At 57.7% G+C, this 13,342-nt stretch carries 17 protein-coding genes; 16 read left to right on the top strand and 1 reads right to left on the bottom strand.

Annotated elements, in window-relative coordinates:
- Positions 1-349: 349 nt before the first annotated feature.
- From QNN88_RS18345 to phnP, 16 genes are all read left to right on the top strand, one after another.
- Positions 350-685 (top strand): zinc ribbon domain-containing protein YjdM, encoded by a 336-nt coding sequence (locus QNN88_RS18345; protein ID WP_181682084.1) that lies wholly within the window; start codon positions 350-352, stop codon positions 683-685.
- A gap of 81 nt (positions 686-766) precedes the next feature.
- Positions 767-1,210, top strand: coding sequence for a VOC family metalloprotein YjdN (yjdN, locus tag QNN88_RS18340; RefSeq protein WP_414241471.1), 444 nt, complete (start codon positions 767-769; stop codon positions 1,208-1,210).
- Between the two features lie 133 nt (positions 1,211-1,343).
- Entirely contained in the window at positions 1,344-2,132 is a 789-nt protein-coding gene (phnC, locus tag QNN88_RS18335) for a phosphonate ABC transporter ATP-binding protein (RefSeq protein WP_414241470.1), read from the top strand.
- A gap of 147 nt (positions 2,133-2,279) precedes the next feature.
- Positions 2,280-3,296 (top strand): phosphonate ABC transporter substrate-binding protein, encoded by a 1,017-nt coding sequence (gene phnD, locus QNN88_RS18330; protein ID WP_414241469.1) that lies wholly within the window; start codon positions 2,280-2,282, stop codon positions 3,294-3,296.
- Between the two features lie 100 nt (positions 3,297-3,396).
- On the top strand, positions 3,397-4,176 hold the full coding sequence (gene phnE, locus QNN88_RS18325) for a phosphonate ABC transporter, permease protein PhnE (protein ID WP_044328535.1): 780 nt from the start codon (positions 3,397-3,399) through the stop codon (positions 4,174-4,176).
- A gap of 20 nt (positions 4,177-4,196) precedes the next feature.
- Positions 4,197-4,922 (top strand): phosphonate metabolism transcriptional regulator PhnF, encoded by a 726-nt coding sequence (gene phnF, locus QNN88_RS18320; protein ID WP_414241468.1) that lies wholly within the window; start codon positions 4,197-4,199, stop codon positions 4,920-4,922.
- Positions 4,923-5,375 (top strand): phosphonate C-P lyase system protein PhnG, encoded by a 453-nt coding sequence (gene phnG / locus QNN88_RS18315; RefSeq protein WP_414241467.1) that lies wholly within the window; start codon positions 4,923-4,925, stop codon positions 5,373-5,375.
- Positions 5,372-5,956 (top strand): phosphonate C-P lyase system protein PhnH, encoded by a 585-nt coding sequence (gene phnH, locus QNN88_RS18310; protein ID WP_414241466.1) that lies wholly within the window; start codon positions 5,372-5,374, stop codon positions 5,954-5,956. The genes phnG and phnH overlap by 4 nt, the downstream gene beginning before the upstream one ends.
- Complete coding sequence (locus QNN88_RS18305) at positions 5,956-7,023, top strand: carbon-phosphorus lyase complex subunit PhnI (RefSeq protein ID WP_414241465.1); 1,068 nt, start codon at positions 5,956-5,958, stop codon at positions 7,021-7,023. Before phnH ends, QNN88_RS18305 begins: the two co-directional genes overlap by 1 nt.
- Positions 7,024-7,069: 46 nt before the next feature.
- Positions 7,070-7,861, top strand: coding sequence for an alpha-D-ribose 1-methylphosphonate 5-phosphate C-P-lyase PhnJ (phnJ, locus tag QNN88_RS18300; RefSeq protein WP_414241519.1), 792 nt, complete (start codon positions 7,070-7,072; stop codon positions 7,859-7,861).
- Positions 7,858-8,616 (top strand): phosphonate C-P lyase system protein PhnK, encoded by a 759-nt coding sequence (phnK, locus tag QNN88_RS18295; RefSeq protein ID WP_414241464.1) that lies wholly within the window; start codon positions 7,858-7,860, stop codon positions 8,614-8,616. The genes phnJ and phnK overlap by 4 nt, the downstream gene beginning before the upstream one ends.
- Positions 8,617-9,124: 508 nt before the next feature.
- Positions 9,125-9,811 carry a phosphonate C-P lyase system protein PhnL gene (phnL, locus tag QNN88_RS18290; RefSeq protein WP_414241463.1) on the top strand — a complete coding sequence of 229 codons (687 nt, stop codon included), beginning with the start codon at positions 9,125-9,127 and terminating at the stop codon, positions 9,809-9,811.
- A complete protein-coding gene (phnM, locus tag QNN88_RS18285) occupies positions 9,808-10,944 on the top strand; it encodes an alpha-D-ribose 1-methylphosphonate 5-triphosphate diphosphatase (RefSeq protein ID WP_414241462.1) in 1,137 nt (378 codons plus the stop codon). The genes phnL and phnM overlap by 4 nt, the downstream gene beginning before the upstream one ends.
- Positions 10,945-10,946: 2 nt before the next feature.
- Entirely contained in the window at positions 10,947-11,501 is a 555-nt protein-coding gene (phnN, locus tag QNN88_RS18280) for a ribose 1,5-bisphosphokinase (RefSeq protein ID WP_414241461.1), read from the top strand.
- Positions 11,488-11,922 (top strand): aminoalkylphosphonate N-acetyltransferase, encoded by a 435-nt coding sequence (gene phnO, locus QNN88_RS18275; RefSeq protein ID WP_414241460.1) that lies wholly within the window; start codon positions 11,488-11,490, stop codon positions 11,920-11,922. The genes phnN and phnO overlap by 14 nt, the downstream gene beginning before the upstream one ends.
- 63 nt (positions 11,923-11,985) lie before the next feature.
- A complete protein-coding gene (gene phnP, locus QNN88_RS18270; RefSeq protein ID WP_414241459.1) occupies positions 11,986-12,744 on the top strand; it encodes a phosphonate metabolism protein PhnP in 759 nt (252 codons plus the stop codon).
- Here phnP and yjdP read toward each other — a convergent pair.
- The gene (gene yjdP / locus QNN88_RS18265) at positions 12,741-13,070 is read right to left on the bottom strand and encodes a DDRRRQL repeat protein YjdP (RefSeq protein WP_414241458.1); all 330 of its coding nucleotides are present in this window, start codon (positions 13,068-13,070) and stop codon (positions 12,741-12,743) included. The genes phnP and yjdP overlap by 4 nt on opposite strands.
- Between the last annotated feature and the right edge of the window lie 272 nt (positions 13,071-13,342).

Genomic DNA, 13,342 nt, shown 5'->3' with positions numbered 1-13,342 from the left:
AAAAGCGTAGTTCAATTTTATGCCCAACCGGGTCAATTTTACTTAATTCGACCTACCAGAAATAAGGGGAGGACAGGGAGGCAAAAAAAGCCAAACTGAAAATCGCCCGACCCATTATTTAGAATATTTCTCGTCACCTTATCGCAAATAATAAACGGTAGCAATTTCCCTTAAAAATATTACCTCAATTTTTCTGTCTGGCAGTCAGATGGCGATCACAGTCCGACATTTACCTTAAAAACAGAGTAGTCCCGACAACGATAAGGATTTTGTGTATAATTGCGTCCTTTTTCGGCAATCTGCCATTTTTTGGGCGCTTTTGCCCTTGCTGACTTTTGAGGAAATCGACATGTCATTACCCCACTGCCCACAATGCAACTCCGAATACACTTACGAAGATAACGGCATGTACATCTGCCCGGAATGCGCCCACGAATGGAACGATGCGGAACCAGCGCATGACAGCGACGAACTGATCGTGAAAGATGCCAACGGCAACCTGCTGGCTGACGGCGACAGCGTAACCGTGATTAAAGACCTGAAGGTGAAAGGCAGCTCTTCAATGCTGAAAATCGGCACCAAAGTGAAAAACATTCGTCTGGTGGAAGGCGACCACAACATCGATTGCAAAATTGACGGTTTCGGCCCGATGAAGCTGAAATCCGAATTCGTGAAAAAGAACTGATGTAAATTGCCCGGTAGCGCTTCGCTTACCGGGCACAGGATAACTACACTTAACAGGCTTCTCTTACCTGAGGTAAAGATCATGCCGTTAAGTCCCTACCTTTCTTTTGCAGGAAACTGTGCTGACGCCATCGCGTATTACCAAAAAACGCTGGGTGCAGAACTCCTTTATAAAATCAGCTTCGGTGAAATGCCCAAACCGGCGCAGGACAGCGAAGACGGTTGCCCGTCCACAATGACATTCCCCGATACCGCTATCGCCCATGCCAACGTACGCATTGCCAATAGCGACATTATGATGAGCGATGGCCTTCCCACAGGAAACGCTCACTATTCAGGTTTCACGCTGGTCCTCGACACGCAGGATGTCGACGAAGGGAAGCGCTGGTTTGATAGCCTCGCCGCAGAGGGTCAAATCGAAATGGACTGGCAGGAAACCTTCTGGGCGCATGGCTTTGGCAAAGTCAGCGATCGCTACGGCGTGCCGTGGATGATTAACGTCGTCAAAGCGCAGGCAGGCGGTTAACACACCGGGAGGCCACGCCTCCCGTCCTGTCATCAGACTCACCTTAACTCTTCATCAGCCCGTCACAGCACCTTAACCCAAACGTCATATTGATCCGCCACGATGGAGCCACTTTTTTTAGAGAGGCCGCATCATGGAAACGATCATTCGCGTCGAGAAACTCTCCAAAACGTTCAATCAGCATCAGGCGCTGCATGCGGTTGATCTGAACATCGGTTCCGGTGAAATGGTGGCTCTGCTTGGGCCGTCGGGTTCCGGCAAATCCACCCTTTTACGTCATTTAAGCGGTTTGATTACCGGCGATAAATCACCGGGCAGCCGCGTGGAACTCCTGGGGCGTAGCGTTCAGCATGAAGGTCGCCTGGCGCGGGATATTCGCAAAAGCCGCGCCCATACCGGTTACATCTTCCAACAGTTCAATCTGGTGAATCGCCTGACAGTACTGGAGAACGTGCTGATTGGCGCGCTCGGCAGCACGCCATTCTGGCGCACCTGTTTTAGCTGGTTTAGCGCAGAACAGAAACAGCGAGCGCTCCAGGCGCTGACCCGCGTGGGGATGGCGCACTTTGCGTACCAGCGCGTCTCTACGCTCTCCGGCGGTCAGCAGCAGCGCGTGGCCATCGCCCGGGCGCTGATGCAGCAGGCCAAAGTGATCCTCGCCGACGAACCGATTGCCTCACTGGACCCGGAATCCGCGCGCATCGTGATGGACACCCTGCGCGACATCAACCAGACCGACGGCATTACCGTCGTCGTCACGCTGCATCAGGTGGATTACGCCCTGCGCTACTGCGAACGGATTGTCGCGTTGCGCCAGGGGCACGTTTTCTACGACGGCAGCAGCCAGCTTTTTGATAACGAAAGATTTGACCATCTCTACCGCAGCATGAACCGCGTCGAACAGAACGCGCAGGCTGCTTAATTCAAAAAGACCAGGCGTTATTGGCGCAGGCAGACTGAAGGCGGCCAGCGCGGAAAAACCGGAGCGTACACGTAGTACGTGAGGATTTTGAGCACTGCCCGAATTCAGGCTGGCAAGTGAAATAGCCTGGAATAAAGTGAGGAAAAAATGAATTACAAAACGGTTGCCGCGCTGGCGTTTACCAGCATGTTTAGTCTCAGCACCCTGCTCAGCCCGGCCCATGCCGAAGAGCAGGAAAAAGCGCTGAACTTCGGCATTATTTCGACCGAATCACAGCAAAACCTGAAACCCCAATGGGACCCGTTCCTGAAGGATATGGAGAAGAAACTGGGCGTGAAAGTGAACGCCTTCTTCGCGCCGGACTACGCCGGGATCATCCAGGGGATGCGCTTTAATAAAGTCGACATCGCCTGGTACGGCAACCTGTCGGCAATGGAAGCCGTGGATCGCGCCAACGGCCAGGTCTTTGCCCAGACCGTCGCCGCCGATGGATCGCCGGGTTACTGGAGCGTGCTGATCGTCAACAAGGACAGCCCGATCAACAACCTCGACGATCTGATCGCCAAACGTAAAGATCTCACCTTCGGTAATGGCGATCCTAACTCCACCTCCGGCTATCTCGTCCCTGGCTATTACGTCTTCGCGAAAAACAATATTGCCGCCAGCGACTTCAAACGCACCGTCAACGCCGGTCATGAAACCAACGCCCTTGCGGTCGCCAACAAGCAGGTGGATGTTGCCACCAATAACACCGAAAACCTCGACAAGCTGAAAACCTCCGCGCCGGACAAACTGAAAGCGCTGAAGGTGATCTGGAAGTCGCCGCTGATCCCGGGCGATCCGATTGTCTGGCGTAAGAACCTCTCCGAAGCCACCAAGGACAAGGTGTACGACTTCTTCATGAACTACGGCAAAACGCCGGAAGAAAAAACCGTACTGGAACGCCTCGGCTGGGCGCCGTTCCGCGCCTCCAGCGACCTGCAACTGGTGCCGATTCGCCAGCTCGCGCTATTTAAAGAAATGCAGGGCGTGAAGGACAACAAGGGACTGAACGCTGAAGAGAAGACCAGCAAATCTTCTGCGATTAAAGCGCAACTGGACGATCTCGACCGCCTGACTGCCGCGCTGAGCGCCATGACCAACGTAAATAAAGCGGTGCAGTAAACCTGACGCCCGGTGGCGCTTCGCTTACCGGGCCTACAAACGTAGGCCGGATAAGGCGCAAGCGCTGCCATCCGGCAATAACGTACGCACGGAGCTAAACATGCAAACCATCACCGTTGCCCCGCCAAAGCGCAGTTGGTTCTCGCTGGTGAGTTGGGCCATTCTGCTCGCCGTTCTGGTCGTGTCGTGGAAAGGTGCCGAAATGGCCCCACTCACGCTGATTCAGGATTCCGGCAACATGGCGACGTTTGCCGCCGACTTCTTCCCGCCGGACTTTAGCCAGTGGCAGGACTACCTCGGAGAAATGGCGGTGACCCTGCAAATCGCCGTCTGGGGGACCGCGCTGGCCGTGATCCTCTCCATTCCCTTCGGCCTGATGTGCGCCGACAACCTCGTGCCCTGGTGGATCTACCAGCCAATGCGCCGTCTGATGGACGCCTGTCGCGCCATCAACGAGATGGTGTTTGCGATGCTGTTCGTGGTCGCTGTCGGTCTCGGTCCGTTTGCCGGCGTGATGGCGCTGTTTATCCATACCACCGGCGTGCTCTCTAAGCTGCTTTCTGAAGCGGTAGAAGCCATTGAACCCGGCCCGGTTGAAGGCATTCGCGCCACCGGTGCCAATAAAATTGAAGAGATTCTTTACGGTGTACTGCCCCAGGTGATGCCGCTGCTGATCTCCTACTCGCTGTACCGCTTTGAATCCAACGTCCGCTCAGCAACCGTCGTTGGGATGGTGGGCGCAGGCGGTATTGGCGTCACGTTGTGGGAGGCGATTCGCGGTTTTCAGTTTCAGCAAACCTGCGCCCTGATGGTGTTAATCATCGTGACCGTCAGCCTGCTGGATTTTCTCTCCCAGCGTTTACGTAAGCACTTTATCTGATCAGCGAGGCATTGATTTCTATGCACTTGTCTACACAACCGACCAGTTATCCGACGCGTTATCAGGAGATTGCCGCGCGCCTTGAGCAGGAGCTACGTCAACACTACCGCTGCGGCGATTACCTGCCCGCCGAACATCAGCTTGCCGCACGTTATGAGGTTAACCGCCATACCCTGCGCCGCGCCATCGACCAGTTGGTGGAGCGCGGATGGGTACAGCGTCGTCAGGGCGTCGGCGTACTGGTGCTGATGCGCCCGTTCGATTATCCGCTTAACGCCCAGGCACGCTTCAGCCAGAACCTGCTGGATCAGGGCAGCCATCCCACCAGCGAAAAATTGCTGGCGGTACTGCGCCCGGCCTCCCGTCACGTTGCCGATGCACTCAGCGTGCAGGAAGGCGACAACGTCATCCATCTGCGCACCCTGCGGCGGGTAAACGGCATCGCCCTGTGTCTGATTGACCATTACTTTTCCAACCTGACCCTCTGGCCGCTGCTGCAGGGTTTTCACCACGGCTCGCTGCACGACTACTTGCGCGAACAGTCCGGGCTCACATTGATGCGCACGCAAACGCGCATCAGCGCCCGCCGGGCGCAGGCCAAAGAGAGCAAAGTGCTGGAAATCCCCAACATGGCGCCGCTGCTCTGCGTGCGCACCCTGAACCACCGTGAAGGCGAGGAACGTGCGATGGAGTATTCCGTCAGCCTGACCCGCGCCGACATGATCGAATTCACTATGGAGCACTGAATGCATTTCGAAACCGCCACCCGCCAGCGCTGGATGCGCGCGCTGGCTTACAGCAAGGCCGATGCCCTGAATGCGCGACTCCAGGCGCTTAAGCTGGCGCCGGACTATGAACTGATTCGCGCACCGGAAACCGGACTGATGCAAATTCAGGCGCGTATGGGCGGCACCGGCAACCGTTTTTTTGCCGGCGACACCACCCTGACCCGCGCCGTGGTACGCCTGAAAAGCGGCACGCTGGGCTATAGCTACCTGCTGGGCCGCAACAAACGCCACGCCGAGCAATGCGCCGTCATCGATGCCTTACTGCAGGAACAGGCGCATTTTCAGAGCCTGATGGAAACCTTAATTAGCCCGCTGGAGGCAGAACGCGAGGCGGAAATCATCGCCCGTCGCGCCGAAGTCAACGCCAGCCGGGTCGACTTCTTTACGCTGGTACGCGGAGATAACGAATGACCCTACAGACCGCCTTTACCCTGCCCGTTCAGGACGCCCAACAAAGCTTTCGCCGCCTGCTGAAAGCAATGAGCGAGCCGGGTGTGATTGTGGCGTTGCATCAACTGAAACATGGCTGGCAGCCGTTGAATCTGGCGACCACCAGCGTCCTGCTGACGTTAGTCGACGGCGATACGCCGGTTTGGCTGTCACCGACGGTAAACAACGATATTGCCAGCCAGAATCTGCGTTTTCATACCAACGCGCCGATGGTCGATCAACCGCAGCTGGCGGCCTTTGCCGTAGCCGACGAGCGCATCAGCAGCGAACAGCTTAATGCGCTTTCCGCCGGTTCTGCGGTGGCGCCGGAAACCAGCGCCACCCTGATCGTGCAGATTTCCAGCCTGAGCGGCGGGCGGATGCTACGCCTGACCGGGGCGGGTATTGCCGAAGAGCGAATGATCGCACCGCAGTTGCCCGAATGCCTGATCCACGAACTCACCGAACGCCCGCACCCGTTCCCGTTGGGCGTTGACCTCATTCTCACCTGCGGCGAACGGCTGCTGGCTATTCCGCGAACCACTCATGTGGAGGTGTGCTGATGTACGTAGCCGTCAAAGGGGGCGAAAAGGCGATAGCCAGCGCCCACGCGTTACAGGAGCACCGACGCCGGGGCGACAATACCGTTGCCGAGCTGAGCGTAGAGCAGATCGCACAGCAGATGAACCTGGCGGTTGACCGCGTGATGACCGAAGGGGGCATTGCCGATCGTGAACTGGCGGCACTGGCACTTAAACAGGCCAGCGGCGACAACGTCGAAGCCATTTTTTTGCTGCGCGCTTATCGCACCACGCTGGCGAAGCTGGCGGTGAGTGAGCCGCTGAACAGCGCGGAAATGCGCCTGGAACGTCGTATCTCCGCCGTCTATAAGGATATTCCGGGCGGTCAGTTGTTAGGGCCAACCTACGACTACACCCACCGCCTGCTCGATTTCACGTTGCTGGCAAGTGGTGAAACGCCGCCACTGCGAACCGCAGAGAATACGCAGGACGCTGCCCCGCACGTCTTTTCGCTGCTGGCGAATCAGGGGCTGGCGAAGCGCGAAGAAGATAACGGTGCCACGCCGGATGACATCACCCGCACGCCGCCGGTTTACCCCTGCTCCCGCGCCTCCCGTCTGCAACAGCTGATGCGCGGCGATGAAGGCTATCTGCTGGCGCTGGCCTACTCCACCCAACGCGGCTATGGCCGTAATCACCCGTTTGCCGCCGAGATCCGCAGCGGCTACGTTGCGCTGGAAACGGTGCCGGAAGAGCTGGGATTTGCGGTCAACGTCGGTGAACTGCTGATGACCGAATGCGAAATGGTCAACGGCTTCGTCGCGCCGGATAACGATGCGCCTCACTTTACCCGCGGCTACGGCCTGGTGTTCGGCATGAGTGAACGCAAAGCGATGGCAATGGCGCTGGTGGACAGAGCCCTACAGGCACCCGATTACGATGAAACGGTCACGGGACCGGCGCAGGACGAAGAGTTCGTGCTGGCGCACGCGGATAACGTCGAGGCGGCGGGTTTTGTTTCGCACCTCAAGCTCCCCCACTACGTCGATTTCCAGGCCGAGCTGGAACTGCTCAAACGCCTGCAACAGGAGGCCGCCCGTGACCACTAACCTCTCCGGCTACAACTTTGCTTATCTGGATGAGCAGACCAAACGCATGATCCGTCGCGCGATCCTCAAAGCGGTGGCGATCCCAGGCTATCAGGTGCCATTCGGTGGCCGCGAAATGCCGATGCCTTACGGCTGGGGAACCGGTGGGATCCAGATTACCGCCAGCGTGATTGGTGAACCGGACGTGCTGAAGGTTATCGATCAGGGCGCAGATGACACCACCAACGCCGTGTCGATCCGCAACTTCTTCAAACGCGTCACCGGGGTCAATACCACCGAGCGCACGGAAGACGCCACGTTGATCCAGACCCGTCACCGGATCCCGGAAACGCCGCTGACGGAAGATCAAATCCTGATCTTCCAGGTGCCGATCCCTGAACCGCTGCGCTTCATCGAACCTCGCGAAACGGAAACCCGCACTATGCATGCGCTGGAGGAGTACGGAATCATGCAGGTGAAGCTGTATGAAGATATCGCCCGTTTCGGCCACATTGCCACCACTTACGCCTACCCGGTGAAGGTCAACGGACGCTATGTGATGGACCCGTCGCCGATCCCGAAATTCGACAACCCGAAGATGGACAGGATGCCCGCTCTCCAGCTGTTTGGCGCAGGGCGTGAAAAGCGTATCTACGCCGTGCCGCCGTATACCCGCGTGGAAAGCCTCGATTTCGACGATCATCCGTTCACTGTGCAGACCTGGGATGAGCCCTGCGCCATCTGCGGTTCCACGCACAGCTATCTTGATGAAGTGGTGCTCGATGACACCGGCAAACGCATGTTTGTCTGCTCCGACACCGACTACTGCCGCCAACAGAGCGAGGCACTCAACCAATGACGCAACCGCTGCTTTCGGTTAATAACCTGACCCATCTCTACGCGCCGGGCAAAGGCTTCAGCGATGTCTCCTTTGACCTGTGGCCTGGCGAAGTGCTGGGCATTGTTGGGGAGTCCGGTTCCGGTAAAACCACCCTGCTGAAATCCCTCTCCTCACGCCTGACGCCGCAGTCGGGCGAGATTCGGTACCAGAACCGGTCACTGTACGCCATGAGCGAGGCCGATCGCCGCCGTCTGCTGCGCACCGAGTGGGGCGTGGTACATCAGCATCCGCTGGACGGCCTGCGCCGCCAGGTTTCGGCGGGCGGCAATATCGGCGAGCGCCTGATGGCAACCGGCGCGCGTCACTATGGCGAGATCCGCGCCACCGCCCAGCGCTGGCTGGAAGAGGTCGAGATCCCGGCCTCACGCATTGACGATCTGCCGACCACCTTTTCCGGCGGCATGCAGCAGCGTCTGCAGATCGCCCGCAACCTCGTCACCCACCCGAAGCTGGTATTTATGGATGAACCGACCGGTGGGTTGGACGTCTCCGTACAGGCCAGACTACTGGACCTGTTACGTGGGCTGGTGGTGGAACTGGATCTGGCGGTGGTGATTGTCACCCATGATTTAGGCGTCGCGCGCCTGCTGGCGGACCGTCTGCTGGTGATGAAACAGGGTCAGGTGGTGGAAAGTGGATTAACCGACCGCGTGCTCGACGATCCACATCATCCGTATACCCAGTTGTTGGTGTCGTCGGTATTGCAGAACTAATTTTTGCCGGATGACGGCTGCGCCTTATCCGGCCTACGGGTCGATATTGCTTGTGCCGGATGACGGCTACGCCTTATCCGGCCTACGAATCGATATTGCTTGTGCCGGATGGTGGCTGCGCCTTATCCGGCCTACGGATCGGTATTGCTTGTGCCGGATGACGGCTACGCCTTATCCGGCCTACGAATCGATATTGCTTGTGCCGGATGACGGCTGCGCCTTATCCGGCCTACGAATCGATATTGCTTTTGCCGGATGGCGGCTGTGCCTTATCCGGCCTACGAATCGATATTGCTTTTGCCGGATGGCGGCTGTGCCTTATCCGGCCTACGGATCGGTATTGCTTTTGCCGGATGGTGGCTGTGCCTTATCCGGCCTACGAATCGATATTGCTTTTGCCGGATGACGGCTGCGCCTTATCCGGCCTACGGATCGGTATTGCTTGTAGGCCTGATAAGCAAAGCGCCATCAGGTAATCGAACGCACAAATGCTTAAAAGAGGGTAAAAATGAACGCGATCCGCGCTGAAAACGTCAGCAAAACCTTTGTTCTCCACCAGCAAAATGGCGTGCGCCTGCCGGTGCTGCAAAATGCCTCACTGGAAGTCACAAGCGGAGAATGTGTTGTTCTGCATGGCCAGTCCGGCAGCGGTAAATCGACACTGCTGCGTTCGCTGTATGCCAACTATCAGCCCGACGAAGGGCATATCCATATTCGCCATCACGACGAATGGGTGGATCTGGTACAGGCGCCGGCACGTAAGGTTCTGGAGGTTCGCCGCACCACGATCGGCTGGGTGAGCCAGTTTCTGCGGGTGATTCCACGCGTCAGTGCGCTGGACGTAGTGATGCAACCGCTACTGGATCTCGGTGTACCGCGTAAAACCTGTGCCGCTAAAGCCGCAAACCTGCTGACCCACCTGAACGTGCCGGAACGCCTGTGGCATCTTGCACCCTCAACGTTTTCCGGCGGTGAACAACAGCGCGTGAACATCGCGCGCGGTTTTATCGTCGATTACCCGATTCTGCTGCTCGACGAACCGACCGCATCGCTGGATGCCAACAACAGCGCCGCCGTGGTGGCGCTAATTGAAGAGGCGAAAGCGCGTGGCGCGGCGATTGTCGGCATTTTTCACGATCAAACTGTGCGCGACCGCGTGGCGGATCGTTTGCACCTGATGGGAACAACACCATGATTATCAACAATGTAAAGCTGGTTCTGGAAGATGAAGTGGTGCAGGGATCGCTGGAAATTCAGAATGGCGTGATTCGCGCGTTTGCGCAGAGTCAGAGCCGTCTTCCGCAAGCGCTTGACGGCGAAGGCGGCTGGCTGCTACCAGGGCTGATTGAGTTGCATACCGATAATCTCGACAAATTCTTTACCCCACGCCCGAAAGTGGACTGGCCCGCGCATTCCGCAATGAGTAGCCACGACGCGCTGATGGTCGCCAGCGGTATCACCACCGTGCTGGACGCGGTGGCGATTGGCGATGTCCGCGACGGCGGCGATCGCCTGGAAAACCTGGAGAAAATGATCAACGCCGTGGAGGAGACGCAAAAACGTGGCGTGAACCGCGCCGAACATCGCCTGCATCTGCGCTGCGAACTGCCTCACCACACCACGCTGCCGCTGTTCGAGAAGCTGGTTGGTCGCGAGCCGGTGACGCTGGTGTCGCTGATGGATCACTCGCCGGGCCAGCGCCAGTTCGCTAACCGAGAAAAATATCGTGAGTATTATCAGGGTAAATATTCGCTGACCGATGAACAGATGGCGCGTTACGAAGAGGAACAACTGGCACTGGCGGCTCGCTGGTCGCAGCCCAACCGGACTGCCATCGCGCAGTTGTGCCGTGAGCGCAACATTGCGCTGGCAAGCCACGATGACGCCACCGCCGGGCATGTGCAGGAGTCCCATCAGCTTGGCAGCGTGATCGCCGAATTTCCCACCACGTTCGAAGCCGCGGAAGCCTCACGCCAGCATGGCATGAACGTCCTGATGGGTGCGCCGAACATTGTGCGCGGTGGCTCTCACTCCGGCAACGTCGCGGCACACTCGCTGGCCGAATTAGGGTTGCTGGATATCCTCTCGTCGGATTACTACCCCGCCAGCCTGTTGGATGCCGCGTTTCGCGTCGCAGACGACGCGGCTAACCGCTTCACCCTGCCGCAGGCGATCCGCCTGGTGACCGCCAACCCGGCGCGGGCGCTCAGTCTTAATGACCGAGGCGCGATCGCCGAAGGTAAGCGTGCCGATCTGGTACTGGCGCATCGCAAGGGCGACCACATCCATATCGACCACGTCTGGCGTCAGGGAAAGAGGGTGTTCTGAGTATGGGAAAACTGATCTGGCTGATGGGGCCGTCCGGCTCCGGGAAGGACAGTTTGCTGACCGCACTTCGTCAGCAGGAACATGCGCATCTGCTGGTGGCGCACCGTTACATTACCCGCGCGGCTCACGCCGGGAACGAGAATCATGTAGCCCTGAGCGAGCAAGAGTTTTTCACCCGCGCCGGGCATAACCTGCTGGCGCTAAGCTGGCATGCTAACGGCTTTTATTATGGCGTCGGCGTGGAGATCGATCTCTGGCTCAACGGCGGCTTCGACGTGGTGGTCAACGGCTCACGCGCGCACCTACCCCAGGCACAGGCGCGCTACGGTACGGCGCTGCTGCCGGTCTGCTTGCAGGTCTCCCCTACGATTTTGCGCCAGCGATTACAGGCGCGAGGACGGGAAAGCGAAACGGAGATCGCCGCCCGTCTGGAACGCGCCGCCCGCTACGCCCCGTTTGACTGCCATACGCTGAATAACGACGGCAGTTTGCACCAGTCCGTCGATTCGCTGTTAACGTTAATGGGACGCAAGGAGCCACGTCATGCCTGTCTGTGAACTTCGTCGCGCCACGGCGCAAGACACCGATGCCGTGTACGCGCTGGTGTGCGAACTGAAACAAGCCACCTTTGATTACCCGGCCTTTCGCGCCGGGTTCGCCGCGAACCTGAAAGACCCGGCCATACGCTATCAACTGGCGCTGCTTGACGGCCAGGCGGTTGGGCTAATTGGCCTGCATCTGCAATATCATTTACATCACGCCAACTGGATTGGCGAGATTCAGGAACTGGTGGTGATGCCGCAGGCGCGGGGTCTGAAAATCGGCAGCCGGCTCCTGGCATGGGCGGAGCAGGAAGCCCGCGAGGCGGGCGCGGAGATGACGGAACTCTCCACCAGCGTGAAGCGTCATGACGCGCACCGGTTTTATCTGCGCGAAGGTTACGCACAGAGCCATTTTCGCTTCACGAAAGCATTGTGAGATACACAGGCCGGATAAGACGCTCGCGTCGCCCTCCGGCACGATACGACAAGGGGAGTCCCGATGAGTCTGAGCATCACGTTAAGTGGCACGGGCGGCGCCCAAGGGGTGCCGGTATTTGGCTGCGACTGCGCCGCCTGTCGTCGCGCACGCCTACAGGAACAGTATCGCCGACGCCCCTGTAGCGGCGTGATCACATTCAACGATACGGTGACGCTGCTGGATGCAGGAATACCCTATTTGATGGACGCGTGGCCAGCGGGCAGTTTCCGGCAATTTTTACTCACTCATTACCATATGGACCACGTACAGGGGTTGTTTCCGCTACGCTGGGGCGTTGGTGATGCCATCCCGGTATACGGTCCTCCGGACGAACAGGGATGCGACGATCTGTTTAAGCATCCCGGCATTCTCGACTTTAGCCACACCGTCGAGCCGTTTGTGGTGTTTGAACTGCAGGGATTGCAGGTCACGCCGCTGCCCCTGAACCACTCAAAGATGACGTTTGGCTATCTTCTGGAGACTGCGCACAGCCGCGTAGCATGGCTTTCTGACACCGCGGGACTGCCCGATAAAACGCTGAAATTCCTGCTCAACAATCAGCCACAGGTTATCGTCATTGACTGTAGCCATGCGCCGCGCCTGCAACCGGCTCACAATCACTGTGATTTAAATACGGTCATTGCGCTTAATAAAGTGATTCGCTGCCCACGGGTGATCCTCACGCATATCAGCCACCAGTTCGACGTCTGGCTAATGGATAACCCACTCCCGGACGGATTTGAAGCAGGCTATGACGGGATGCAGATTGTGGTGGATTAACGTCCGTAGTCCTCTTCCATTCGCCGCTCTTCATCTTCCAGTTGACGGCGTTCGCGATCGAGCTGGCGCTGACGTTCATCAAGTTGCTGTCTGCGATCCTCAAACTGACGACGGCGATCATCATACTGCCTGCGGCGATCGTCGCTCATTTCGTTCTGCCACCTGTCGTCACGCGAATCCTCATAATCCCGCCCGTTATCCGGCTTGTAAGCGTCGTTGATCGCCTGCTGAATATTGCCAATAGCGTCATCAATAATGTCGGCCTGCGCCGGCACGGAGGTCAGTAATAGCAAGCTGAATAAAAAGAGCGTCGGGGTGCGTTTCATAGAACCAGCCTCAAAAGGGGACGGTTTCTACGTTAGTTATCGCGATGTGTAGCGAGTAGCGGAGGAATCTCAATTTCGTATCGGGTTCCGCTACAGCCTGCGTCGGCACAACGCCAAATCGTCACGTCAAATATGACGACAGCCTGTTTTTCGTCAGGGTTTTGTCCAAAAATTGCCCGTAATATCAGGGAAAGGCCACAAATTAAATGTGGCATAAAAGATGCATACTCAGGACGACAAGCGTGTATGCGCGATTTGATTAACTGGAGCGA

It is taken from the genome of Citrobacter sp. ANG330 (genome assembly GCF_047467925.1).
GTDB lineage: Bacteria > Pseudomonadota > Gammaproteobacteria > Enterobacterales > Enterobacteriaceae > Citrobacter_A > Citrobacter_A amalonaticus_G.
Note: the sequence above shows the minus strand (reverse complement) of the source record. Positions and strands in the feature narration are given on the sequence as shown.

Bases quoted from the DNA above. Each gene is read 5' to 3' on its own strand.
- QNN88_RS18345 (WP_181682084.1), top strand. From the start codon at position 350: ATGTCATTACCCCACTGCCCACAATGCAACTCCGAATACACTTACGAA.
- yjdN (WP_414241471.1), top strand. From the start codon at position 767: ATGCCGTTAAGTCCCTACCTTTCTTTTGCAGGAAACTGTGCTGACGCC.
- phnC (WP_414241470.1), top strand. From the start codon at position 1,344: ATGGAAACGATCATTCGCGTCGAGAAACTCTCCAAAACGTTCAATCAG.
- phnD (WP_414241469.1), top strand. From the start codon at position 2,280: ATGAATTACAAAACGGTTGCCGCGCTGGCGTTTACCAGCATGTTTAGT.
- phnE (WP_044328535.1), top strand. From the start codon at position 3,397: ATGCAAACCATCACCGTTGCCCCGCCAAAGCGCAGTTGGTTCTCGCTG.
- phnF (WP_414241468.1), top strand. From the start codon at position 4,197: ATGCACTTGTCTACACAACCGACCAGTTATCCGACGCGTTATCAGGAG.
- phnG (WP_414241467.1), top strand. From the start codon at position 4,923: ATGCATTTCGAAACCGCCACCCGCCAGCGCTGGATGCGCGCGCTGGCT.
- phnH (WP_414241466.1), top strand. From the start codon at position 5,372: ATGACCCTACAGACCGCCTTTACCCTGCCCGTTCAGGACGCCCAACAA.
- QNN88_RS18305 (WP_414241465.1), top strand. From the start codon at position 5,956: ATGTACGTAGCCGTCAAAGGGGGCGAAAAGGCGATAGCCAGCGCCCAC.
- phnJ (WP_414241519.1), top strand. From the start codon at position 7,070: ATGATCCGTCGCGCGATCCTCAAAGCGGTGGCGATCCCAGGCTATCAG.
- phnK (WP_414241464.1), top strand. From the start codon at position 7,858: ATGACGCAACCGCTGCTTTCGGTTAATAACCTGACCCATCTCTACGCG.
- phnL (WP_414241463.1), top strand. From the start codon at position 9,125: ATGAACGCGATCCGCGCTGAAAACGTCAGCAAAACCTTTGTTCTCCAC.
- phnM (WP_414241462.1), top strand. From the start codon at position 9,808: ATGATTATCAACAATGTAAAGCTGGTTCTGGAAGATGAAGTGGTGCAG.
- phnN (WP_414241461.1), top strand. From the start codon at position 10,947: ATGGGAAAACTGATCTGGCTGATGGGGCCGTCCGGCTCCGGGAAGGAC.
- phnO (WP_414241460.1), top strand. From the start codon at position 11,488: ATGCCTGTCTGTGAACTTCGTCGCGCCACGGCGCAAGACACCGATGCC.
- phnP (WP_414241459.1), top strand. From the start codon at position 11,986: ATGAGTCTGAGCATCACGTTAAGTGGCACGGGCGGCGCCCAAGGGGTG.
- yjdP (WP_414241458.1), bottom strand. From the start codon at position 13,070: ATGAAACGCACCCCGACGCTCTTTTTATTCAGCTTGCTATTACTGACC.